20 protein-coding genes are annotated in these 23,816 nt (G+C 72.8%); 4 read left to right on the top strand and 16 right to left on the bottom strand.

Annotation, left to right across the window (positions count from 1 at the left end):
• Positions 1 to 26: 26 nt before the first annotated feature.
• Positions 27 to 980, top strand: a complete 954-nt coding sequence (locus OC439_RS05005) for an RDD family protein (RefSeq protein ID WP_262012433.1) — start codon at positions 27 to 29, stop codon at positions 978 to 980.
• A gap of 7 nt (positions 981 to 987) precedes the next feature.
• Here the strand turns inward: OC439_RS05005 and efeB are convergent, their stop codons facing one another.
• From efeB to OC439_RS05075, 14 genes are all read right to left on the bottom strand, one after another.
• On the bottom strand, positions 988 to 2,310 hold the full coding sequence (gene efeB / locus OC439_RS05010; RefSeq protein WP_262012434.1) for an iron uptake transporter deferrochelatase/peroxidase subunit: 1,323 nt from the start codon (positions 2,308 to 2,310) through the stop codon (positions 988 to 990).
• Positions 2,307 to 3,437, bottom strand: coding sequence for an iron uptake system protein EfeO (efeO, locus tag OC439_RS05015; RefSeq protein ID WP_262012435.1), 1,131 nt, complete (start codon positions 3,435 to 3,437; stop codon positions 2,307 to 2,309). The genes efeB and efeO overlap by 4 nt, the downstream gene beginning before the upstream one ends.
• Positions 3,438 to 3,466: 29 nt before the next feature.
• A complete protein-coding gene (efeU, locus tag OC439_RS05020; RefSeq protein WP_262012436.1) occupies positions 3,467 to 4,393 on the bottom strand; it encodes an iron uptake transporter permease EfeU in 927 nt (308 codons plus the stop codon).
• 187 nt (positions 4,394 to 4,580) lie between these two features.
• The gene (gene ahcY, locus OC439_RS05025; protein WP_262012437.1) at positions 4,581 to 6,080 is read right to left on the bottom strand and encodes an adenosylhomocysteinase; all 1,500 of its coding nucleotides are present in this window, start codon (positions 6,078 to 6,080) and stop codon (positions 4,581 to 4,583) included.
• A 289-nt stretch (positions 6,081 to 6,369) separates the two neighbouring features.
• A complete protein-coding gene (gene manA, locus OC439_RS05030) occupies positions 6,370 to 7,530 on the bottom strand; it encodes a mannose-6-phosphate isomerase, class I (RefSeq protein WP_262012438.1) in 1,161 nt (386 codons plus the stop codon).
• Positions 7,531 to 7,533: 3 nt separating this feature from the next.
• Positions 7,534 to 8,556 carry a cation diffusion facilitator family transporter gene (locus tag OC439_RS05035; protein WP_262012439.1) on the bottom strand — a complete coding sequence of 341 codons (1,023 nt, stop codon included), beginning with the start codon at positions 8,554 to 8,556 and terminating at the stop codon, positions 7,534 to 7,536.
• Between the two features lie 28 nt (positions 8,557 to 8,584).
• Positions 8,585 to 9,781: an SIS domain-containing protein gene (locus OC439_RS05040; protein WP_262012440.1), complete on the bottom strand. Its 1,197-nt coding sequence runs from the start codon at positions 9,779 to 9,781 to the stop codon at positions 8,585 to 8,587.
• Positions 9,778 to 9,984, bottom strand: coding sequence for a Trm112 family protein (locus OC439_RS05045; protein ID WP_013284195.1), 207 nt, complete (start codon positions 9,982 to 9,984; stop codon positions 9,778 to 9,780). The genes OC439_RS05040 and OC439_RS05045 overlap by 4 nt, the downstream gene beginning before the upstream one ends.
• Before the next feature lie 199 nt (positions 9,985 to 10,183).
• Positions 10,184 to 11,131 carry a hypothetical protein gene (locus tag OC439_RS05050; RefSeq protein ID WP_262012441.1) on the bottom strand — a complete coding sequence of 316 codons (948 nt, stop codon included), beginning with the start codon at positions 11,129 to 11,131 and terminating at the stop codon, positions 10,184 to 10,186.
• A 105-nt stretch (positions 11,132 to 11,236) separates the two neighbouring features.
• Positions 11,237 to 11,956: a deoxyribonuclease V gene (gene nfi / locus OC439_RS05055; RefSeq protein ID WP_262012442.1), complete on the bottom strand. Its 720-nt coding sequence runs from the start codon at positions 11,954 to 11,956 to the stop codon at positions 11,237 to 11,239.
• Positions 11,957 to 11,973: 17 nt separating this feature from the next.
• Complete coding sequence (locus tag OC439_RS05060; RefSeq protein WP_262012443.1) at positions 11,974 to 12,417, bottom strand: hypothetical protein; 444 nt, start codon at positions 12,415 to 12,417, stop codon at positions 11,974 to 11,976.
• A complete protein-coding gene (locus tag OC439_RS05065) occupies positions 12,414 to 16,232 on the bottom strand; it encodes a toxin glutamine deamidase domain-containing protein (protein ID WP_262012444.1) in 3,819 nt (1,272 codons plus the stop codon). The genes OC439_RS05060 and OC439_RS05065 overlap by 4 nt, the downstream gene beginning before the upstream one ends.
• A 432-nt stretch (positions 16,233 to 16,664) precedes the next feature.
• Positions 16,665 to 17,021 carry a hypothetical protein gene (locus tag OC439_RS05070; RefSeq protein WP_135243437.1) on the bottom strand — a complete coding sequence of 119 codons (357 nt, stop codon included), beginning with the start codon at positions 17,019 to 17,021 and terminating at the stop codon, positions 16,665 to 16,667.
• A gap of 3 nt (positions 17,022 to 17,024) precedes the next feature.
• On the bottom strand, positions 17,025 to 17,360 hold the full coding sequence (locus OC439_RS05075) for a YbaB/EbfC family nucleoid-associated protein (protein WP_262012445.1): 336 nt from the start codon (positions 17,358 to 17,360) through the stop codon (positions 17,025 to 17,027).
• Positions 17,361 to 17,516: 156 nt separating this feature from the next.
• Here OC439_RS05075 and OC439_RS05080 point away from each other — a divergent pair, with 156 nt between their 5' ends.
• A complete protein-coding gene (locus OC439_RS05080; RefSeq protein WP_410054889.1) occupies positions 17,517 to 18,752 on the top strand; it encodes an SUKH-3 domain-containing protein in 1,236 nt (411 codons plus the stop codon).
• A gap of 12 nt (positions 18,753 to 18,764) precedes the next feature.
• Here the strand turns inward: OC439_RS05080 and OC439_RS05085 are convergent, their stop codons facing one another.
• Positions 18,765 to 20,204, bottom strand: coding sequence for an aldehyde dehydrogenase family protein (locus OC439_RS05085; RefSeq protein WP_262012447.1), 1,440 nt, complete (start codon positions 20,202 to 20,204; stop codon positions 18,765 to 18,767).
• A gap of 142 nt (positions 20,205 to 20,346) precedes the next feature.
• Here OC439_RS05085 and OC439_RS05090 point away from each other — a divergent pair, with 142 nt between their 5' ends.
• Entirely contained in the window at positions 20,347 to 21,783 is a 1,437-nt protein-coding gene (locus OC439_RS05090) for a gamma-aminobutyraldehyde dehydrogenase (RefSeq protein ID WP_262012448.1), read from the top strand.
• A 5-nt stretch (positions 21,784 to 21,788) separates the two neighbouring features.
• Positions 21,789 to 23,060, top strand: coding sequence for a 4-aminobutyrate--2-oxoglutarate transaminase (gene gabT / locus OC439_RS05095; RefSeq protein WP_262012449.1), 1,272 nt, complete (start codon positions 21,789 to 21,791; stop codon positions 23,058 to 23,060).
• Positions 23,061 to 23,127: 67 nt separating this feature from the next.
• Here gabT and OC439_RS05100 read toward each other — a convergent pair whose 3' ends face one another.
• Positions 23,128 to 23,787: a septal ring lytic transglycosylase RlpA family protein gene (locus OC439_RS05100; protein WP_262012450.1), complete on the bottom strand. Its 660-nt coding sequence runs from the start codon at positions 23,785 to 23,787 to the stop codon at positions 23,128 to 23,130.
• Between the last annotated feature and the right edge of the window lie 29 nt (positions 23,788 to 23,816).

A 23,816-nucleotide genomic window follows, 5' to 3' on the forward strand; every position in this document is an offset into this window, starting at 1 on the left:
CGGCGTCCATGGTGTTCACTGTCGGGGTGCGCGCGCAACCTCCTCCACCGCCCCGTTGGGGCGACGCCGGTCTGGTCAGCGGCGAGGCGGTGGAGCTGGACGTCCGGGTGGCCCGGCTGGGCTCCCGCGTGCTCGCCCTGCTGATCGACGCCGTGATCCAGGTCGCGCTGTTCCTGGTGCTCGGCGCGGTGCTGGCGATGGCGGCGCTCGCGCTGCTCGGTGACTCCCTCGATCTGGCGCTGGCCGGCGCGCTCCAGGTCGTGCTGATGGTGCTGGTCCTGCTCGGTTATCCGGTGACGATGGAACGCTTCGCCGGTGGCCGGACGGTGGGCAAGCTGGCAGTGGGGCTGCGGGTGGTACGCGCCGACGGCGGCCCGGTGGGTGTGGGCCAGTCGCTGACCCGGGCGCTCGTGGGCGTGGCGGTGGAGTGGCCCGGGCTGGTGCTGCCGCTGCTGAGCTGGGTCGCGAGCGTCACGGTGATGCTCACCGACCCGCGCGGTCGCCGGCTGGGTGACCTGGTCGCCGGCACGCTCGTGGTGCACAGCCGCGGCGCCACGCTGTGGCGGCCGCTGCCACCGGCCCCGCCGCCGCTGCTGGCCTGGGCGGCCACGCTCGACCTGACCCGGTTCGACGACGGGCTGGCGCTGGCCGTCCGGCAGTACCTGGACCGGCTCCCCCAGCTGGCCGAACCGGACCGTTTCCGGCTGGGCCGGGCGCTGTGGGCGGAGGTCGCCGCGGTCACCTCGCCGCCGCCGCCGTGGGCCGCGCCGGACTGGGTCTACCTGTCCGCCGTCCTGGCCGAGCGGGGGCGCCGGGCGGCGCTGCGGCTGGGCCGGGCCCGGGCGGTCACCGCCACACTCTGGCCGGAGCTGGTCCCGGCGTCGGCCGCCGTGCCGGCCGCCCTGCGTCCCGCCACGCCGGTCACCGGCCGGTTGCGGTCCGCCGCACCGGACGCCGGCCCCGATCCGGTACGCCGCTGAGCCGGGCTCAGGCGAACAGCGCCCGCCCCCACCAGTCGGCCGCGTCGCGTACGCCGGGCGGGCAGGCGAACAGCCCGCTGGAGACGTGCCGCAGGTATTCGTTCATCGCGTCGTTGCGCGCCAGCCGGGTCTGGATCGGCACGAACTGCCGGCGCGGATCCCGCTGGTAGGCGATGAAGAACAGACCGGCGTCGAGCCGGCCCAGCCCGTCCGAGCCGTCCACGAAGTTGTAGCCGCGGCGCAGTAGCCGGGCCCCGCCGTTCGCGTCCGGGTGAGCGAGTCGTACGTGCGCGGTGTCGGCGATGAGCGGCGCGCCGTCGTCGCCCTTCGCGGCGAAGTCGGGCTCGTCGAACTCGTCCCGGCGGCCCAGCGGCGCGCCGCTGCCCTTGGTCCGGCCGACGATCATCTCCTGCTCGGCGAGCGGGCTGCGGTCCCACGTCTCGATCAGCATCCGGATCTTCCGGGTGACCAGGTAGGAGCCGCCGGTCATCCAGTCCGGACCGTCGCCGGGCTGCACCCAGAGCTGGTCGCGGAGCAGGCCGGCGTCCTCGGCCTTGAGGTTGGCGGTGCCGTCCTTGAAGCCGAACAGGTTGCGCGGGGTGGCCTGGTCCCGGGACGTCGACGAGGTACGCCCGAAGCCGAGCTGCGACCAGCGGACGCTCACCACGCCCATGCCGATCCGGGCCAGGTTGCGGATGGCGTGCACCGCCACCTGCGGGTCGTTGGCGCAGGCCTGGACGCAGAGGTCGCCGCCGGACAGCTCCGGCTTGAGCGCGTCCCCGGCGAAGTGCGGCAGGTCGGCGAGCGCGGCCGGGCGGCGCGCGGCGATGCCGAAACGGTCCCGGCCCTGCGCGTCGCGGAACAGCGTCGGCCCGAAGCCCACGGTGAGGGTGAGCTGCGATGGAGGTAGTCCGAGCGCCTCGCCGGTGTCGTCCGGCGGGGCCTCGGGCATGCCGCCGACCGCGCCGATCACCCCGGCGTCCTTCCCGGCGGTCATCCGGGCCGCGGCGGCGGTCCACTCCTGGAGCATGGCGACGAGCCGGTCCCGGTCCTTCGTGATCACGTCGAACGCGACGAAGTGCAGCCGGTCCTGGGCCGGGGTGGTGATGCCGGCCTGGTGCTCACCGAGGAACCGCACCGACCCGGCGGCGGATCCGGTGGCTGATGCCTCGTTCCCGCCGGCGAGCAGCGCGCCCGCGCCACCCGCCACCCCGGCGACGCCGGCCACGCCGACGCCGGCCAGGGTCATCGCCCGGCGCCGGGACAGGCCGCGGCCGGTCCGCTCGCGGTTCGGCTCGCTCGTCGCGTCACCGCCGGCCGGGCCGGTCATCGCGCGACTGCCGCCGCGACCTTGCTGACCGGCTCGGCCAGCGCGTTCACCGCGTCCGACAGCTCCTTCAGCTCGTCCTTGCCGAGCTGGGTGTGCAGCTTCCAGCCGTCGCCGGCGCGGTGCTTGCCGAGCGTGGCCTCCACGTTCGCGAACTCGCTGTCGAGCTGCTTCACCAGGTCGGGCGCGCGCTGCTCCAGCGCCGGGCGCAGCGCGGCGATGGCCGCCTTCGAGCCCTCCAGGTTGGCGTTGAAGTCCCACAGGTCGGTGTGCGAGTAGCGCTCCTCCTCGCCGGTGATCTTGCCGCTGGCGACCTCGTCGAGCAGCGCCTTGGCGCCGTTGGCGAGCTGGAGCGGGGTGAGCTTCTCGGCGTCGGCCTTGGCGACGATCGCCTTGACGTCGACCAGGAGCCGGTCGGCGATCGCGCCGTCGGAGCTGACGTCGCCGGTGGTCCAGAGGTCCTTCTCGATCCGGTGGAAGCCGGTGAACTCCATGCCCTCCTCGACCACCTCCTCACGGCCGTCGATCTTCGGGTCGAGGTCGCCGAAGCTCTCCGCGACCGGCTCGATCCGCTCCCAGTAGGTGCGGGCCACCGGGTACAGCGCCTTGGCCTTCGCCACGTCGTTCGCCTTGACCGCGGCCACGAACTCCTCGGTCTTGGTCAGCAGCGCGGCGGTCTGGCTGCGCACGTACCGCTGGTAGCTCTCGGTGGCCTGGGTCAGCGCGGCGTCGGGGGCGACGGTGGCGGCGGTGCCGGAGACCTTCAGCGCGCCCCGGATGCCCCGGCCGCTCATCCCCGGCTTGCAGGCCGTCTCGTACGTGCCGGCGGTCAGCTCGACCCGCAGCTCACGGCTGAGCCCGGGGGCGATGTTCTCCACCTCGCCCATCACCCGGTCACCCGCGGCGTAGACGTAGAACTCGTTGACCTTGGAACCGGTGTTCGTCACCTTGAAGGTCACCTGACCGGCGTCGATCTCGGTGTCGCCGACCTCGCAGACGGTGTCGGTGGCCTTGACGGCGATCGGCCCGCCGTTCGTGGCGTCGGCGTCGTCACCGCCCCCGCAGCCGGCCAGTCCGGCGACGGCGAGCAGCCCGGCGGCGGCGGGCGCGACGAGTCGAGTGGTACGCATCGTGCGGGGTCTCCTCCGGGAACGGTGGTTCAGGCGCGGGGGGACGGAACGGCGGCGACGTCGGCCGGCGCGTCGGACGTGTCGGCTGCGGGCGCGGCGGCCGGGACCTGCTCGGCGGGCCGGGCCGGCTCCGCGGGCTGAGCGGGCTTGGCCGGCTTGCGCAGGAAGAGCACGAGCACCGGCACCGCGTACGCGACCCAGGCGGCCAGCTCCAGCACCGTCGGCGCGGCGGTGACGTTGAACATGCCGGCGAGCAGCGCCCCGTACCAGGAGCCCGGGTCGAGCGTGTTCGAGATGTCGAAGGCCAGGTCGTTCAGGCCGGGCAGCACGCCCGCCTCCTGGAAGTCGTGCACGCCGTACTTGAGGATGCCGGCGGCGACCAGGATGAGCAGCGCGCCGGTCCAGGTGAAGAACCGGCTCAGGTTGATCCGTACCGCGCTGCGGTAGAGCAGGAAGCCGATCACGACGGCGGTGGCGATGCCGCCGGCCAGGGCGAGCAGCGAGCCGGGCCCGGTGCCGCCGGCCGCGCTCTCGGCCGCGGCGTAGAAGATGAGCGCGGTCTCCAGGCCCTCGCGGATGACCGCGAGGAACGCCATGCCGGCCACGGCCACGGAGCCGACCGCGAGCGCGTCGGTGAGCTTGCCGCGCAGCTCTCCGGCGATGGTGCGGGCGGCCCGGCGCATCCAGAAGATCATCCAGGTCACGAACACCACGGCGGCGACCGACGTGACCGCCTCGAACAGCTCGCGCGACTCGGAGGTGCGCAGCAGCGAGGTGGAGGTGTACTGGATCAGCGAGCCGAAGCCGACGGAGAGCGCCACGGCCAGGCCGACGCCGGCCCACACCTGCGGCAGCCGGTCCCGGCGCTGCGACTTGACCAGGAAGGCGACGAGGATGCTGACCACGAGCGTCGCTTCCAGGCCCTCGCGTAGGCCGATCAGGTACGTGGCGAACATGGAGACTCCGTACTCAGGCTTGCCTCAGTTAACTTAGGGCAGCCATACCTTGCTCCTCTTCACAGCAAACGTCAAGCTGATCCGGGTAACGTCACCCGGTTCGACATCCGCCGGACTCCCCCCGTACGCGAAAAGGACCGGGACGGCCGCGCGGCGGCCGACCCCGGTCCCTCCGGGAGCGTGGAACTCAGTAGCGGTAGTGGTCCGACTTGAACGGGCCCTCCGGGGAGACGCCCAGGTAGGCGGCCTGCTCCTTGGTGAGCGTGGTCAGCTTCGCGCCGAGCGCGTCCAGGTGCAGCCGGGCGACCTTCTCGTCCAGGTGCTTGGGCAGCACGTAGACGCCGATCGGGTATTCGTCGGTCTTGGTGAACAACTCGATCTGGGCGATCGTCTGGTTGGCGAACGAGTTCGACATCACGAAGCTCGGGTGGCCGGTGGCGTTGCCCAGGTTCAGCAGGCGGCCCTCGGACAGCACGATGATGGCGTGGCCGTCGTCGAAGCGCCACACGTCGACCTGCGGCTTGATGTTCTCCCGGGTCACGTCGCTGCGCTTGGCCAGACCGGCCATGTCGATCTCGTTGTCGAAGTGGCCGATGTTGCCCACGATGGCCTGGTGCTTCATCCGGGCCATGTGCTCGTTGGTGATGACGTCGAAGCAGCCGGTCGCGGTGATGAAGATGTCGGCCTGCTCCACCACGTCGTCGAGCGTGGCGACCTGGTAGCCGTCCATCGCCGCCTGCAGCGCGCAGATCGGGTCGACCTCGGTCACCACGACCCGGGCACCCTGACCGCGCAGCGACTCGGCGCAGCCCTTGCCCACGTCGCCGTAGCCCATGACGACGGCCATCTTGCCGCCGATCAGCACGTCGGTGGCGCGGTTGATGCCGTCGATGAGCGAGTGGCGGCAGCCGTACTTGTTGTCGAACTTGCTCTTGGTCACCGAGTCGTTGACGTTGATGGCCGGGAAGAGCAGCGTGCCGGCGCGGTGCATCTCGTAGAGCCGGTGCACGCCGGTGGTGGTCTCCTCGGTGACGCCCTTGATGCCGGCGGCGATCCGGGTCCAGCGCTGGCCGTCCTCGGCCAGCGAGCGGTGCAGCAGTTCGAGGATGACCGCGTACTCCTCGGAGTCGGCGGACTCGACCGGCGGCACGACGCCGGCCTTCTCGAACTCGGTGCCCTTGTGGACGAGCAGGGTGGCGTCGCCGCCGTCGTCCAGGATCATGTTCGGGCCCTGCCCGTCGGGCCACGCCAGCACCTGCTCGGTGCACCACCAGTATTCCGGCAGCGTCTCGCCCTTCCAGGCGTAGACCGGCACGCCCGCCGGGGCCTCCGGCGTGCCCTCGGGGCCGACCACGATCGCCGCGGCGGCGTGGTCCTGGGTGGAGAAGATGTTGCAGGACGCCCAGCGGACCTGCGCGCCGAGCGCGACCAGGGTCTCGATCAGGACGGCGGTCTGGACGGTCATGTGCAGCGAACCGGTGATGCGGGCGCCGGCCAGCGGCTGGGCCTCGGCGAACTCGCGCCGGATCGCCATCAGGCCGGGCATCTCGTGCTCGGCGAGCCGGATCTCCTTGCGCCCGAACGCGGCGAGCGACAGATCCGCCACCTTGTAGTCGCCCTCGGCGAGGGTGCTCGGCCGGGCCTGCGACGACGCGCCGCTGGAGGCCGCCGGGAGGGTGCTGGTCATGGAAGCTCCTGTCGAACGATGGTGGTGCGCAGCCTTCCACCTTACGCTCGCGGGCCACTCGACCCGTGCCCGGTTGGCCGACCGCGCAATCGGCCGGTCGGCGGACAGCGCACGGGGCGGTCGGTCGTGAGCGGACTCTCCCACTCACGGCCCGGCCGCCCCGCGCATCCCCCCGGTTTGGTTCCCCCGCACGTCACCGGACCTTCGTCGCGACAACGCTGCGTACCCATAGAGTCACACCACGCATGGTGACCGTCAAGCCGTTTCGGGAAAGTCGGACTTGTCCGGGTCAGTGCATGCCGCAAGTGGCGACGAACGCCTCGCCCGCCCCGCTCACCGCCAGCGGGCCACCGGCCGCCGTACCCACCGCGGCCTGACCCGCGTCCAGCGTCACCGACCCCACGCCGTCGTCGACCGTCAGCTTCCCGGCCCGGCAGAGCACCACCCGCGGCCCGGGCAGCGTCAGCCGCACACCAGCCGACCCGGCGGCCACCTCGACCCGGTGCAGCGCGAAGTCCTCCACCGGCACCGGCCAGGTCAGCACGCCCGGCTCCACCTGCTCCGGCCGCAGCACCGGCCGGGTCAGCACCTCGAACCGGAGCACCCGCAGCAACTCGTCCACGTCGACCCGCTTCGCGGTGAACCCGCCGCGCAGCACGTTGTCGCTGGCCGCCATGATCTCCACGCCGGTGCCGCGCAGGTAGGCGTGCAGGTTCCCGGCCGGCATCCAGATGCCCTCGCCCGGCGACAGCCGGACATGGTGCAGCAGCAACGCCACCACCACGCCCGGGTCGGCCGGATAGCCGGCCGCCAGCGTGCGGACCAGTTCGGCGTCCGCCGAGGCCGGCCCGGCCTCCGCCGCCGCCAGCACGGCCGCCACCAGCCCGGCGCGCTCCGCCTGCGGCCAGCTCAACAGCAGGCGGACCGCCTCCCGCAGCCCCGCCGGCCCGTCCCGCAACGCCGCCACCACAGGTTCCAGCGCGGGTACGCCGAACGCGGCGATCGCCTCCGCCGACTCCCCGGGGTCGCGGAAGCCGCACAGCGCGTCGAACTCGGAGAGCGCCACCAGCAGCTCCGGCTTGTGGTACGGGTCCACGTAGTTGACCCGCCCCACGTCGGCGGCGTGCCCGGCGCGGGCCTGCTCGGCGTCCGGATGCGCCTGGAGACTCAGCGGCGAGTCGGCGGCGAGCACCTTCAGCAGGAACGGCAGCCGGGTGCCGAACCGGCCGACCAGCCGCTCGCCCAGCCAGTGGCCCGGCTCGGCCACCAGCAGGTCGGTGAGGCTGACCGGCCGGCCGTCGCGCTGCACAGTGGCCGGGGCGCCCGGGTGGGCGCCCAGCCACAGCTCCGCCTCCGGCCCGTTGCTCGGCACCGGCCGCCCCTGCAACTCGGCGATCGCGGTGCGCGAGCCCCAGGCGTAGTCACGGATCCGGCCCTGCAACAACTCCATCGGTCAGCTCCCGGGCCGCCCGGCGACCTCGTCGGCCGCGTGCGTCCCACCAGTGGTCACGGCCTCCGGGACGGCGGTGTCCGCCGCCTGCCCGGTGCCGGCCTGCTCGGCGGCGGGCGAGTAGATGTCCGGCTCCAGGTAGATCACCCGGGCGGTCGGCACCTCACGCCGGATCCGCGCCTCGACCGCGTTGATGTCGCGGGCCAGGTCGTGGGCGGTCTCCCAGGCCGGCACCGCGATCTTCGCGGCCACCATCAGCTCCTCCGGGCCGAGGTAGAGCGTCTTCATGTGGATGATCCGCTCGACCTCGGGACCGTTCGTCACGGCCTGCTCGATCTTCTCCAGCTCGCTCTGCTCGGCGCCCTCGCCGAGCAGCAGGCTCTTGGTCTCGATCGCCAGCGTGATCGCGATGATCACCAGCAGCACGCCGATCATCGCGGTGCCCGCCGCGTCCCACATGCCGTTGCCGGTGATCAGCGTCATGCCGACACCGAACAGCGCGAAGACCAGACCGACCAGGGCGCCGAAGTCCTCCAGCAGCACCACAGGCAGCTCCGGCGCCTTGGCGCGACGGATGAACCGGACCCAGGTCTGGTTGCCCCGGACCAGGTTCGACTCCTTGATCGCGGTACGGAAGGAGAAGCTCTCCATCACGATCGCCGCCACGAGCACCGCCACCGGCACCCACTGCCAGCTCTCGATCGGGTGCGGGTCGGACGCCTTGTGGTACGCCTCGTAGAGCGCGAACAGGCCACCGATGCTGAAGAGCACGATCGCCACGATGAAGGCGTAGATGTAGCGCTCCCGGCCGTACCCGAACGGGTGCTGCGGCGTGGCCTGCCGCTTGGCCCGCCGGCCGCCGATCAGCAGCAGGCCCTGGTTACCCGAGTCGGCCACCGAGTGGATCGACTCGGCCAGCATCGACGACGAGCCGGTGAGGGCGAACGCGATGAACTTGGTGACGGCGATGCCGAGGTTCGCCGCCAGGGCGGCGACGATCGCCTTGGTGCCCCCGTTTGCGCTCATTCCCCGCCTCGCTCGATGCCCCGTGTGCTCACTGGTTAGCCAGCTCCTTCATCTCCGTGATGGCCGGTACCGCCATCGGGTCCAGCCCGTGTGCCAGGGCGAGGTAGATCGAGGCGAAGTCGGGGACCGCCACCAGCGACGCGAGCCGCTCCAGCGCGGAGCCGCCCTCGGCGGTCACCACGTCGCAGCGCACGCCGCGCCGCTCGGCGAGCGTCTGCACCGCGTCCGCGCGGCGCTCCTCGACCGCCAGCGGCTCGTCGGTGTCGTCGTCGGCGTTGAGCCCGCCGTCGCGCAGCAGCACCAGCCGCAGCCGGGTGCCGTCGGGCTCGTCGTCGCCCGGGTCGGCGAAGATGTCCCGCTCGCCCTCGGCCAGGCCGCCGAACACCCCGTCGAGCAGGCCGACGCGGCCCCGGCCCGCCTCGCCCAGCGCACCGGCGACCACCGGGTAGCGGGCGTTCGCGGACAGCGTGTCACCGAACCGCCGGGCGGCCACGGTGGCCAGCGGGGACGAACCCCACACGATCGGGATCGAACCGGACAGCCCCAGCGCCAGCGACTTCGCCGGGTTGACGAAGGACTCGGCGGTCGGCCGGCATCGATCGGCGTCGGCGTCCAGCCGGGCCGCCGTCTCGGCCAGATCCGCCTCGTTGACCTTCACGAGCCCGAGGGTACGGGCGGCCAGCAGAACCGGCACGGTGAGCGCCCAGAGGCTGGCCCGGGCCGGCGCGCGCCGGGGCACCGGGATGAACGGCGCCCGCGCCCGCTCCGCCACGGACTGGAGCTGCGAGTCGGGCGCGCCGACGGCGACCAGCCGGGCGCCGCGCCGGTGCGCCGCCTCGGCCGCGCCCAGCGCCTCCGGGCTGCGACCGGACGCGCTCACCGCGATGACCACGTCCGCCGCGCCCACCCAGCCCGGCACGCCGGCGCTGCGGTGCGGAATGACCGGCACCGGGCAGCGCGGCCCGGCGACGGTGGCCAGCACGTCACCGGTACGCCCGGCGGTGCCGATGCCGGCGATGACCACCGCGCGGGGTCGTCCGTCGTCGGCGAGCACCGTCAGGTTCGCCTCGGCGGCCAGCGCCGCCGACTCGCGCACCTGGGCGCCGGCGGACGCGGTGAACCGGAGCATGCCGCCCGGATCCCGCTCGGAGAGCTGCGCCGCGTCGTCCAGCAGGGCCTCGTCCGCGTGCCGGTGGCCGCTGACCCCGGCCGTACCCTCCATCACCGCGACGACCCGCCCCGCGCGTCGTCGGCGGCGGGTCCACCACGCGCCTCGTCCAGCAGGAGCACCGGGACGTCGTCCCGGACCTCGAAGATGCGACCGCACTCGGTGCAGGTGAGCGTCTGCGCCTGCGCGTCGTAGTCGAGCGGGGCGTGGTGCGTGTCCGGGCAGGCGAGGATGTCGAGCAACTGCGGGTCCAGGGCCACGGCGCGGCTCCTTCCACGTATGCGGTCTCACCGGTCGGCGGTGCCGATCGGCGCACGCGATCTTATCGGCCGAGCGGCCCCGGCACCGGGCCCCGTTCGGCCCCGGTGTTCCGTCCTCCGGTCGGGCAGGTGGCGGCTACCGGGTCACGGCATGACCACCCACCGTCACGGTAACCCCGGGAGCGGGTCGGGTTCCGGCTCAGTCCGGCAAGCGGGGCAAGACGCTCGTCGCGTCCCCGGCGGGCGGGGCCGGTGGCGTCGGGGCGGACGCGGGCGCGCCGTACACGTTGCCGGCCGGGCGGGGCGGCGTCGCGCCCCCGTACACCGTGGGGGCCGGCCCGGGCGTGCCGGAGCGGTAGGTGGTGGTGCTGCGCGGCAGCGGGACCGGCGGGAGGCCGGCATCCGCGCCGTCACCGCCGCGGTCGGCGCGGTTGCGGCGCAGCAGCAGGACGATGAGGGCGGCGCCGACCAGCACCAGCCCGATACCGAACCACATGATCATGGAACCTCCGAACGACGAGTCGTCGGCCGCGGCGGTGGCCGGGGCGACGGCGGCGGCGACCGGCGACGTGTTGGTCGCCTCGGCCGCCGTGGTCTCGCTCGCGCTGGGCGTCGGCGAGGGCTTACGGGACGGGGTGGGGCTCGGCGTCGCCGCGCCCACCAGCCGGGCCGACCCGCCGGCCCGGCCGAGCACGTCGCCGTTCGCGGCGCTCGCCTCACCGGCCAGCTCCAGCCGGCCGCCGACGGTCCCGGCCAGGAAGGACACCCGGTAACGCACGGTGACGCCCTTGCCCTTGCACAGCGGCCGGTCGACCGGGGCCACCGCGGCGGTGGCGACGGCGCCGCCGTCCCCGGAGACCTGCACCGGCACCCATCGGCCGCCGGACGCCACCTGCACCCGGACCCGGTCGGCCCGCAGGCCCTCCAGCCGGAGCCCGACAGCGGTACGCAACTGCACGCAGCCGTCCGTCCGCTTGCGCACCTCGACCGCCACCGTTCCGGGCGGCCCACCGGCGGTGAAGCTCTTCGCCGCGCGCAGTCCCACCCGGTCGTCCCGGGCCGACGCCGGTGACGCCGGGACGGCGATCAGGCCACCCAGCAGCGCGCCGACCATGGCCCACCGCGCCGCGTGCCGCCCTGCCGACATCTCCACCTCACCGTTGCGTCCGGACCGGATCCGCCGGTCAGGTTACTACCGGCCCCTCCGGGCACCCGCGCATCGAGCACGCCACATGTGTGCAGCGCCACGCGATCACCGCCCGCCCAGGTCACCGCCCGACGCGCCTGCATCGGCGAGCGCCCGCCGGCACAGCCGGTCGGCCGTACGGGTGGTCTCCGGCAGCCGGTACCGGGGCGTCAGAGCCAGTACCCGCTCCACCGCGTCGTCCAACCCCATCCGGTGCCCGACGCTCACGAAGACCGGCCGGACACCGTCCTGAGTCCGCAGTACCCGCCCGACCACCTCGCCGCCGTCGCACAGGTCGGCGCTGTCCCCACGCTCGGGACCGGGACCCGTCCACGAGCCGACGAGCGGCGTCTTGCCCACCCCGATCGTCGGCAGCCCGGTCACCAGGCCCACGTGGCAGGCCAGCCCGAACCGGCGCGGGTGCGCCAGGCCGTGCCCGTCACAGACCAGCAGCTCGGGACGGACCGTGAGCCGGTCCAGCGCGGCGAGCAACGCCGGCATCTCGCGGAACGCGAACAGCCCCGGCACGTACGGGAAGGCGGGCCGCCCCACGCACACCGCCTCGTCCACCACGTCGAGGGTGGCCGCGTCGAGGACCGTGACGGCCGCCGCGAGCAGGTCACCGTCCTGCGCGTACGCCACGTCCAAGCCGGCCACCGTCGCGGGCGCGGCAGGACCGGGCCCGACCAGGTCCACCCGGGACCGCAACTCCTCCTGTACGCGTCGCGCCTCCGCCACGTCGGCGGGCGGCACGTAGGGCACGGGTGGGCCGTCGGTGGAGGGCATGGCGTTCCCGGTCGCTGTCAGGAGGCGATGGAGGCGATGGTGGGGTCGGCGGCGGGGTCACCGGCCTGCTGGAGCTGCTCCTCGAACATCACGAAGGTCCGCCGCCGGACGCCCCGGATCAGTGCCTGCTCCTGCGGCGTCGGGTACCGGCGTTCCGCCCGAAGCGTGTCCTCGATCGCCTGGACGGTTTCATAGAGAGCGAAGATCGGTCCGTCGCCACTCAGATAGCGACCTCGCTCGTGCTCAGTGAGTTGTACGAACTCATCCGGTGAGATCTGATTGATCTCGTCGCCGCCGACGAAAAGCACCTTGTCGACGAGATTGTTGGCCTCCCGCCAGCCCCCCGTGTCCTTGGAAAGCCGCCAGCCCGCCATGCCGCCGTCGGCGGTGGCTACGAGCTTCAGAGGGGACCCGAAGTAATCGAAGAACTTCGGCAGCCGCAAGCCCTCTACCTGACTCACCGCGGTGGCTCCTCCCCAAGACTCTCTTGCACCTTGCTCCAGTAAGCGTTCTGCACTCGCCGGAGGAGTCCGTCCCGAATCGCACGTTCCCCCGGTGTCAACGACCTGCCCTCGATCTCTGCCGCCGCGCTGAGGTCGCGCCGAACCTCGTACAACGAATGCTCCCACTCTGCGATGTCATCGAGCGACACCAGGTGCAGCCGAAGCTCTCCCACATGGCCATTCGACATCCGGAGGTTCAGCAGTAGGTCCCGATAACCGCTCCCCTGCGGATTGAGGAAACGATCCTTGATGTGCAGAATCACGACCTCCGGGTCGGCTGCCAGACGGCCGAGCGCCTGGTAAACCGCATCGATGCTGTCGAACTGCACTTTGGCGCCGGCCAAGTCCTTGAGCTGGGACGCGTCATTCTCGTACTCGCCTTCCAGCTTGTCGAGGACACGCTCTCGGCTCTTGGGCTCGGTCCGCCAGCCGGGTGTGCCGCCGTGTGCAGCCAGTTTGATGGCAAGCCTGTTCAGCTCCTGCTGGGCGACCACCGCATCCGCATACAGCCGGTCAACGTATGCAAGGCGGTAGACCTCATCATGACGTCGCCTTTCATCAAACCCAGGTTGCAGTCTCGACTGGCGGCGAGATGCGACCGATTCGACGAGTCGACGCTGCTCGTGAGTGATGGGCGTCGGTTGGGGCGTCAATGTTTCATGCGACATGACCGCATCGACCCCGCGGACCGCGATGTCGTCGATGACCTCGCCGAGTACGTCGATGGCCTGCTGGTGGCTGGCCAAGTGATGCAGGGTCAGCGGCCGGGCGGTGAGCGAGTTGGCGAGTTCCGGTGTCGCCAGGATCATCCGGACCAGGTCGGGCCGCTCAGCGAGCTGCCGCACCAACCTCTCGGCCAGCAACTCCTCGCGTCGCGGCGGCGCCTCCCAGCTCTGGTCGAGCATCCGCTGCACGCGCGGGTCGGCGAACAACCGGGTGAGGTCGGCCGCACCGCTCTCGTCCAGCCCCGGTACGAGCCGCCGCAACGTCGACACGTCGGCGTGCTGCGCCAACTCGACGGGCGTCACGCCGGCGGCGAAGGCGGCGTCGAGGTTCCCGCTCTCCGCCAGCGCGTCGCGCACGTAGAGCCCGGCCGCGATCCGGTCGGCGTGTGCCTGCCGGTGGTCCTCGCGTACCCGGTCGGGTTCCGGCTCGACGGGCGGCGCGCTGCCCGGCATCGGTCCGTCGGCGCGGCGGTGGATGGTCGTGGACTCGCCGAGCAGGTGGACGTGGTTGAAGTCCGGGACGGGTCCGTCGGCGATCGGCGGCGGGGCCGGCGGCCGTGGCGGCGCCGGGCGGGGCAGCGGCTCGGGCAGGACGTTGTAGGTGCCGGGTGGGCGGCCGGCGAGCGGCATCGGCCGGCCGTCCGGGCCGAGCACCAGAGCGTCGACGCCGACCACGTTGCCGCGGGCCGGACGGCCGCTGTGGTGGTAGATCGGCCGGTCCGCCACCTCGCCCGTCTGCGGGTCGAGGAAGAGGATCGTGCCGTTCTGGTTCAACGCCACCCACGCGTGCGATCCGCCGCCCTCGAAGCTGGTGATGAGGAACGCGTAACTGCCGTGGCCACCCGACGCCAGCTGCGCGTACAGGTCTCGGTAACCGCCGTCCACCAACAGCTGCCGCTCCCGGCCGGTGACACCGGGCCGGTCCGGCGGGCAGAGGTTCTGGAACCGGCCGCCGGTCGTCTGCTCGACGCGAAGCGGCCCGTCCGCCTCCCCGCCCACCGGCCGGTTCACGTCGCCGTTCAGGTAGCCGTCGAACGTACGCGGCGCCGCGACGCGCGGCCGTCCGTGGACCCAGGTCTCGAACAGCGACAGCGTGCAGTCGAGGCAGTTGATCCCCCGGGTCGCGTCGGCCGCCGGTCCGCCGTCGTTCGCGAGGCGGAACCATCTGCCGCGCCGGGGATCGGCGGTACGGGTCACGCTGCCGTCGGGGTTGCGGGGCATCTGCCGTTCGAGGTCGGTCTGGTGCAGCGCCAGCGGAGGCCGGAGCCCTCCCCGGCGGCCGTAGGGCCGGGACCTGTCGATCGGCTCGGGGTGCCCGTGACCGGTGAGCGCGGAGTGGTCGGCCGTCTCCACCGCGCCGACGGCCAGGTCCGCCACGTCGTCGTTGATGCGGTAGAAGTCGAGGTCGTCCTCGACCATCACCTCCTGCGGCAGACGCTGGCCGGCACGGACCGCCTCCACCTCATCGACGGCTCGGTAATGCAGGCGTTCTCGCCGCCGGCCCTCCCACACGTGCCTGTCGGCGAGCTCGTGCCGCCCGGCTTGGCGCAGTTCGTGGGCCTGCATGAGGAGCCAACGCGCCGCCTCGTAATGCTGTTCGGCGAGATCACGCAGCTCCTTGATCTGCGCCTCTCGTCTGTTCTCCTCGTGCAAGGCACGCTGGGACTGCAGATAGCCCTGGTAGCGCCGCCGGTCCAGACCCTCCCGATCGGCCTTCAGCCGCGCGGCGCGCTGCTCGGCGGTCTCACGGGGCCACGCCTGGACATGGGGCGGGCCCGGGTGGGGCCCCGGGGAGTCGGTAGGAGGGCGATGCGGAGCCAAGGACTCCAGCAGCGGAAAACGGGTGTTCGGCCCCGGTCGGGGCTCGGGCCCGACGGCCGGCGCTCCCGGATGCGGCCCCGTCGGCGGATGGACCGGCGAGACCGGAGGCGGTCCCGCCTGAACTCCGTTGCTGAAGGGAGCGGCGCGGTCCGCCGTTGGTGGCGCCGCGACCCGCGTGTGGTCGGCAGATGGTGTAGGGAGTGTCGTCGGTGAGGCTGCCGCCTGGACCGGATTGGTCGAGGACGGCGTGGGGTGGTCGATCGGCGCCGTCACCGGACCTACGCCGTTGTGGACTCCGGACGCGGTCGGCGGGGGCGTGGCGACGGGCGCGTCCGTGATCACCGAGGACAACGTGGGGCTCGTGGTGACCGCCGGACGTGCCACGTCGTGCGGGACGACATCGCTGTGCGGCGGCGTCGTCGTGGGATCCGGCGCCGGGTGAGGCAGGTCCACGGCGAGCGGGTGCGGACCGGCGGCTTGGGGCGTGACGTGTGAGGGTGTCGCGGGAACGGCGCCGGCGATCGTGCCGCTGCCCTGGACGATCGGCTCGGCGACCCGCTGGGCCGGGATCAGCCCGACGGGATCGGCGGCGACCGGCACGTCCAGGCCGACCGGGGACACCGTCAACCCGCTCAGCTGCCCGTCGAGGCGGCGTTGCAGTGCCGAGTCCGCCTGGTTCGTGGCGGACCCGCTGGCGCCGGAGGCGGCGGCGCGCGCCAGGTCCTCCAGCGACGGCCCCTGGCCGGTCGCCAGACCCGCAGCGGTCTCGGCGAGCGTCTCCCCGCCCATCTCCCGCCCGAACCGCTCGGCGATCTCCGCGAACGGCCCGTTGGCGTGCCGGCCCAGCCCGGCCAGCGGCGCGACCGCACCGCCGGCGAATCCGCCGAGAGCCGACGTGCTCACGTCGGTCAGGTCGAGGCCGTCCCGCCGGCCGGTGGAGTTCTGGTACGCCTGCGTGCCGAGGCTTGTGCCCGCTTCCTGACCGGCCTCCAGCAGGCCGCCGATCGCGGCCCGGCGGGCCAGCTTGCGGGCACCGGACTTGGCCGCCTCCTTCGCGGCCCGTTCGCCCGCCTCCTTGAGGCCCTGCTTGACCGCCTTGCGAGCGAGCTGAGCCACCAGCCGCTTGAAGATCTGCTGCACCACGACCCGCGTGGCGGTGATCGCGGCGGCCGCCGCCGGTGAGGCGGCGCCCAGGGTGAGCACCGTCGCGACGGCCAGGGACAGCAACTCGATGACCAGGATGCCCAGCTCGATCCAGGCTTCCAGCTTCGCGCCCTCGATGTCGCAGCCGCAGGAGTCGACCAGACGCGCCAGCTCGTCGGTCGCCGCGACCAGGACGTGCAGCGGCGCGTCCTCACCTTCGGCGAGCTTGTGCCACGCCGTGTCGAACGCGCCGGCGACCAGGCCGACTCCCCCGTACCCGCTCTTCACCTCGCCGGCGGCGGTGATCGCGTCGTCGCGCGGACGGGTCAGGACGCCTGCCACGCCGTACCACTGGTCGGCCAGGTCCCAGACGGCGCGCTCGTCGCCCTCCGGCCATTCGACGCCGACCACCCAGTCGAGCGCCTCGTAGATCCAGCCGGGCAGGTCCCACGGGCAGAAGTCGAGCGGGTGCGGGATCGGGCTGGGCAGCATGCTCACGCGCGGGTCCTCCGGTGGTCAGCGCCGGGGCCGATGGGGGTTGTGCCCTTGCTGCGGGATCGTCCCGAGGTCACGGGCGTTGCTGAGGTCCGTCTCCACGGTGGCCGTGACCGAGCGGACGACGTCCGACCCGAGCACCTCCAGCGAGCGGCCGAGAAGCTCCCACGCGCGCAGCAGCGTCTCGGCGTAGCCCTGGTAGTGCTTGTCGAACGCGGCGCCGATGTCGTCGCGGCCCCAGGGCCGCTGGGCGCTCGCGGCGGCGATCGGCTCGCCGGTCTCCCGCCGGGCCGCGCTCACCGCCCGCCCCGACAGCGCCAGGTCGGCCCCGCCGCGGCGGGCCCGGTCCGGGTCCAGCCAGATCTCTCCCCCGGCCACCTGTCACTCGCCGCGGGCCAGCGCGGAGTCGGCCCGGCCGAGCAGCGCGCCGAAGTCATGGGTGCGCAGGAACTCGACCGACGGCGAGCCCGGCGGCAGGTAGCCGGCGACAAGCTCGCGGGTGGCGGTGGTAGCCGCGGTGGAGGCACGCAGCACGGTTTCGGTGATCTTCCGGCTCAGCGCCCGGGCGTCCCGGTCGTGGAACGCCGCCGGGCTCACCTCGACGCTGATCAGCTCGCCTCGCGCGCCGACGATCGCGGTCACCTGACCGTCGTCGGAGCGTTCGGTGACCCGCAGGTCGGCCAGCTTGGTCTGGAGTTCGTCCAGACCGGACCGCAAGCGCTGGTATTGGCCGTACACCTCGTCGAATCGCGCTCGTAGTGCACGGTTCGCATCCCGGTCCGCACTCTCGGCCACCGTCGCTCCCCTTCCGTCACCGTGGGTAGGGCCGACCATACCGGGTGCCACGAAATCCGTGGGGTCCGGTAATTTCAGGTGGTGATCGAGCGACAGCAGGCCGAGCAGATCGCCTCGGTGTGGGCCCGGCGGGACTCCGACCGCCTCGGTTTTCCCTGCACGCCGGAGGTCGAGGAGTTCGACCTGGGCTACGTGGTGAGTTCCATCGTGTCCACCGAGGCCCGGGCGCTCCCCGGCGACCTGCCGACCACTGTCATCGACAAGGAGACCGGCGAGGTGTCCACGTGGCCGCGGGTGCCGGCCGCGGCGGTCGAGCGGATGTACCGGCAGCGACGTCCGGCCGAACCGCGCCCGCCGCGTACCGTCGATCCGGCCGCCCAACTGCTGCGTGAGCTGACCCGCCTGCCCACGCCCGGCGCGGCGGCGCACCTCACTGTCGACGGCCGGCAGCACGTCGCGCAGGGCGCGAAGGGCGAGATCGAGGTACGCCACCACCCGCTGGTGCAGTCCTATCTGGACGAACTACCCGCAGGGCATCTGGTACGCGGCGGGGAGCGGCACGCCGAGATGATCGTCGTCTCCGACGCGCTCTACGAGCACGACCACCGTCGCGCCGCCGAGGGTCTGCCGCCGCTGTCCATCGAGGACACGCGCGACCTGCTCGGCACCAGCCGGATCGAGGTCTATCGCAGTCGTGAGCCGGGCGATCCGCAGGGCGGACAAGCGGATCTTCCCTGCGACTCGTGCGTCCGGTTCCTGGTGCGGTTCGCGGTACTGCCGTGGTCCGACCTCGCCTTCGTGGAGGAATGGCGCCCGGAGCCGCGCGAGGTCATTGAACCCGGCCGTTTTCCCGACGAGGTCGCCCATGCCCTCATGGACGGCGGCTGGCAGATCAGCATGTTCAACGAGGCACTCGCGATGGGCGCGATGACCGAGACGAAAGCGGTCGCGGGACAGCATCACCGGCACGAGGCGTTCCCCGCCGCCGAGGCGGCGCTCACCGCGTTCCCGGCCGTCCTGAGCCGGCGGCGCGGGCCCGGCGAGCAGGTGTGGATCAGCCGGTTCACCACGAATCCGCTGCGGGCCGCGCACACCGCCGACTCCCTCGCCGACTTCGCCGCCGTCCTGGGCGCCCGTCTGTTCCCGCTCGGCAGCGAGCGTCAGGAGAGCATCCTCGCGGTCGACGAGCACGGCCGCGTCTTCGCCCTCGACCAGGCCGGCGAGTGGTTCCTGGGCGCCGACATCGACGCCGCCCTCACCACCCTGCTGCTCGGCCGCGCCCCCGCCCGGGTCCGCGACGACGGCACCTGGTGAGCGTGCGGGCGATCAGAGGGCCACGCCGGTCAGCACCGTGACGCGCGGCTCGGTGTAGTCGTCCATCGCGCTGCGCAGCCCTTCCCGCCCGACTCCGGAGCCCTTCATGCCGCCGTACGGCATCTGGTCGGCCCGGTACGACGGCACGTCCCCGACGATCACGCCGCCGACCTCAAGCGTGCGGGCGGCGTCGAACGCCACGTCGAGCCGGTGGGTGAAGACACCGGCCTGGAGCCCGTACGCCGAGTCGTTGACGGCGGCGAACGCGGCCCGGTCGTTGACGACCGGAGCGACCACCAGCACCGGTCCGAACACCTCCTCGGCGCACACCTTCGCGTCGGCGGGTACGCCACTGAGCACTGTGGGCGGGTAGGTGGCGCCGTCGCGCCGCCCGCCGGTCTCGATGACGGCGCCGGCGGCGACCGCCTCGTCCACCCAGGTCTCGACGCGCTGCGCCGCCTCGACCGACACCAGCGGGCCGACGTCGGTCAGCTCGGATCGCGGGTCGCCGGTGCGCAGCGCCTGCACCGCCGCGACGAGCCGGGGCAGGAAGCCGTCGTAGAGCCATTCGTGCACGTAGACCCGCTGCACCGCGATGCACGACTGCCCGGCCTGGTAGTTGGAGAACGTGGCGATGCGGTGCGCGGCGAAGGTCAGGTCCTCGTCCGCCGCCCAGTCCTCGCAGATGACCGCCGCGGCGTTGCCTCCGAGTTCCAGCGTGACGTGCTTGTCCGGGGCGGCCCGGCGGATGGCCGCGCCGACCGGTCCGGAGCCGGTGAACGACACCACCGGCAGCCGCGGGTCGGTGACCAGTTCGGCGGCGCGCTCGTTCGGCAGCGACAGCACCGAGAACATGCCCTCGGGCAGGTCGGTCTCGGCCAGGATCTCGCCGAGCAGCAGCGCGGTGAGCGGGGTGGCCGGGGCGGGCTTGACCACGATCGGGGTGCCGACGGCGAGCGCCGGGGCGACCTTGTGGGCGACCAGGTTGAGCGGGAAGTTGAACGGGGTGATGCCGAGCACCGGGCCGCGCGGCACGCGCCGGACCAGGGCGATCCGGCCGGTGGCGGCGGGGTCGGTGTCGAGTCGTTGCAGTTCGCCGGAGAAGCGGCGGGCCTCCTCGGCGGCCCAGCGGAAGGTGGAGATCGCGCGTCCCACCTCGGCCTTCGCCCATTTGACCGGCTTGCCGTTCTCGGCGGTGATCAGCGCGGCGACCTCGTCGGCCCGCTCGGCGAGCCGGCGGGAGACGTGGTCCAGGGCCGCAGCGCGGGCGTGCGCGGGCAGGGCCGCGGCCTCCGCCGCCACCCGGTCGGCGCCCGCGACGGCGGCTTCGACCTGGTCGGCCGTGGCGAGCGTGGTACGCCCCACCGGCTGTCCGTCGTACGGGTGGGTGACTGTCAGCTCGTCCTCGCCGTGGGCGGGGCGACCGGCGACGTAGAAGGCTCTCGGCTCCACGACCGGCAGCCTAGACCACAGGTGCCCACGCGGAAACAGTTGCTCAAACCCTTGTCTGCCTCGGATTTAGTAGCCAAGATGGCAGTCAGATTGCGATAACCTCCGCTGACCCTCCTCCCGGCCACCTTCTCGGAGACTTCTGATGAGCGACCAGCAGCAGCTGCGCAACTTCGTCAACGGCGAGTACGTCGACCCGGTGGACGGCGGCTACGCCGACCTGATCGACCCGTGCACCGGCGAGGTCTTCGCCCAGGCCCCGGTCTCCGGCACGGCGGACGTGGACGCGGCGATGAAGGCCGCCTCCGCCGCGTTCGAGACCTGGCGGGACGCCACGCCGGCCGAGCGGCAGCGGGCGCTGCTGAAGTTCGCCGACGCGGTGGAGTCGCGGGCCGCCGAGCTGGTCGACGCGGAGGTCCGCAACACCGGCAAGCCCCGGCAGCTCACCGCCGACGAGGAGCTGCCGCCCGCGGTGGACGAGCTGCGCTTCTTCGCCGGGGCGGCCCGCCTGCTGGAGGGGCGCTCGGCCGGTGAGTACATGGCCGGGCACACCTCGTACGTGCGGCGCGAGCCGATCGGCGTCTGCGCCCAGGTGACGCCCTGGAACTACCCGCTGATGATGGCGGTCTGGAAGATCGCCCCGGCGCTGGCGGCGGGTAACGCGGTGGTGCTGAAGCCGTCGGACACCACGCCGGTGTCGACGCTGCTGCTGGCCGAGATCGCCGCCGAGCACCTGCCCCCTGGTGTGTTCAACGTGGTCTGCGGCGACCGCGACACCGGCCGTACGCTGGTGTCCCACCCGACCCCGCAGCTCGTGTCGATCACCGGCTCGACCCGCGCGGGCATGGAGGTCGCCGCCGCGGCGGCGCCGGACCTGAAGCGGACGCACCTGGAGCTGGGCGGCAAGGCCCCGGTGGTGATCTTCGACGACGCGGACGTGGCGGCGGCGGCCGAGGCGATCGCGATGGGCGGCTACTTCAACGCCGGTCAGGACTGCACGGCGGCGACCCGCGTCCTCACCGGTCCGGGCATCCACGAGGACTTCGTGGCCGCGCTGACCGAGCAGGCCCGCAACACCCGCACCGGCGCGCCGGACGACGCCGACGTGCTCTACGGTCCGCTGAACAACGCCAACCAGCTCGCCCGGGTGAGCGGCTTCGTGGACCGGCTGCCGGACCACGCGAACGTCACCACCGGCGGCGCCCGGGTCGGCGAGCGCGGCTTCTTCTACGCCCCGACAGTGGTCTCCGGCGTACGCCAGACCGACGAGATCATCCAGGACGAGGTGTTCGGGCCGGTCATCACCGTGCAGCGCTTCTCCGACGAGGACGAAGCGGTGCGCTGGGCCAACGGCGTGGACTACGGCCTGTCCGCCTCGGTGTGGACGCGCGACCACGGCCGGGCCATGCGGATGACGCGTCGGCTGGACTTCGGCTGCGTCTGGGTGAACACGCACATCCCGTTCGTCTCGGAGATGCCGCACGGCGGCTTCAAGCACTCCGGCCACGGCAAGGACCTGTCGGTCTACAGCCTGGAGGACTACACCCGGGTCAAGCACGTCATGCACAACATCGAGGGCTGATCCCCATGACCACCAGCGATGAGCTGCACAAGCGCCGGGTCGAGGCGGTGGCGCGGGGCGTGGGCAGCACGATCCCCGCGTACGTGGACCGGGCGGGCGGCGGCACGATCACCGACGTGGACGGCCGGGAGTGGATCGACTTCGCGGCCGGCATCGCGGTCACCAACGTGGGCAACTCCGCGCCGCGCGTGGTCGAGGCGGTACGCGCGCAGGTCGAACGGTTCACCCACACCTGCTTCATGGTCGCGCCGTACGAGTCGTACGTGGCGGTCTGCGAGCAGCTCAACGCGCTGACCCCGGGTGGCTTCGAGAAGCGCTCGGCGCTGTTCAACTCCGGCGCCGAGGCGGTGGAGAACGCGGTGAAGATCGCCCGGCACGCGACCGGGCGGCCCGCGGTGGTGGTGTTCGACCACGCGTACCACGGCCGGACCAACCTGACCATGGCGCTGACCGCGAAGAACATGCCGTACAAGCACCGGTTCGGGCCGTTCGCCGGTGAGGTCTACCGGCTGCCGATGTCGTACCCGCTGCGCGACGGCGGGCTCGACGGCGCCACCGCGGCGGCCCGGTCGATCGAGATGATCGAGAAGCAGGTGGGCGCGGAGAACGTGGCCGCGCTGCTGATCGAGCCGATCCAGGGCGAGGGTGGTTTCGTCGTACCCGCTGAGGGTTTCCTGCCGGCGCTGCGCGAGTGGGCGACGGCGGCCGGGGTGGTGTTCGTCGCCGACGAGATCCAGACCGGTTTCTGCCGCACCGGCGACTGGTTCGCCTGCGAGCACGAGGGCGTCGAGCCGGACCTGGTCACGCTGGCCAAGGGCATCGCGGGCGGCCTGCCGCTGGCGGCGGTGACCGGCCGGGCGGAGCTGATGGACGCGGTGCACGTCGGTGGTCTCGGCGGCACGTACGGCGGCAACCCGATCGCCTGCGCCGCCGCGCTCGCGTCGATCGAGACGATGCGGGAGCTGGACCTGGCCGCCGCCGCGCGCCGGATCGGCGCGGTGATGGGTGAGCGGCTGCGCGCGATCGCCGCCGGTGACCCGCGCGTGGCCGAGGTACGCGGCCGGGGCGCGATGCTCGCCGTGGAGATCGTGCAGCCGGGCACGCTGACCCCGGACCCGGCCGCCACGGCGGCGATCTCGGCGGCCTGCCACGCGGCCGGGCTGCTCACGCTGACCTGCGGCACCTACGGCAACGTGCTGCGGTTCCTGCCTCCGCTCGTCATCTCCGACGACGAGCTGGGCCGGGGACTGGACATCCTGGCGGCCGCCTTCGCCTGAACCCGGACGTGGAACACCATGGGCCCGATCTCCCCCAGGACCGGCCCATGGTGTTCCGCCCGGAGGATCAGCGGAGCAGTTCCACGGTGTTGCGCCGGACCAGGTTCTTGCCGGGTTCCCGGATCGCGTCCATGGCCGCCGTGTTCAGCAGCACGCAACTACCGGACGGCCCGGTCACCGTCACGGTCACCACCTTGTCGTTGTCCAGGTTCGTCACCCGCAGCCGGGTGCCGAGCGGGAACTGACCGCTGGTGGCGGCCGGCGCCCCGCCCTCGGCGAAGAACGTGAGCGCGCCGGAGCAGACGCTGCCGCCGATCGGCTGCGCCGCGCCCGGCCGGGTCTCACCCGGCTGCACGCCGGGCGCCGGAGCGCCGCCGCCGTCGAGGCGTTCCACCACGTTGCGGCGGATGACGTTCTTGCCCGGCTCGCGTACCAGGTCCATGGCGGCGGCGTTCAGCAGCACGCAGCTCCCGGACGGCCCGGTCACCGTCACCGTGGCCACCTTGCGGTTGTCCAGGTTCGTCACCCGCAGCCGGGTGCCCACCGGGAACCTGTCGCTCGTCGCGGCCGGCGGCCCGCCCTCGGCCGAGAAGGTCACCGACCCGGCGCAGACCGATCGCGCGGCCGGCGCGGTGTCCGCGAAACCGAGTCCGGTGCCCACCGAGACCGCCACCGTGGCGGTCACCGCCACAGTCGCCGCCAGCACGTGCTTGCGCTGCACCCTCACGTTCTCTCCCGTCGTCGCTGTCGTTCGAC

Origin of the sequence: Micromonospora sp. Mcm103 (assembly GCF_024519755.1) — a bacterium.
GTDB lineage: Bacteria > Actinomycetota > Actinomycetes > Mycobacteriales > Micromonosporaceae > Micromonospora > Micromonospora aurantiaca.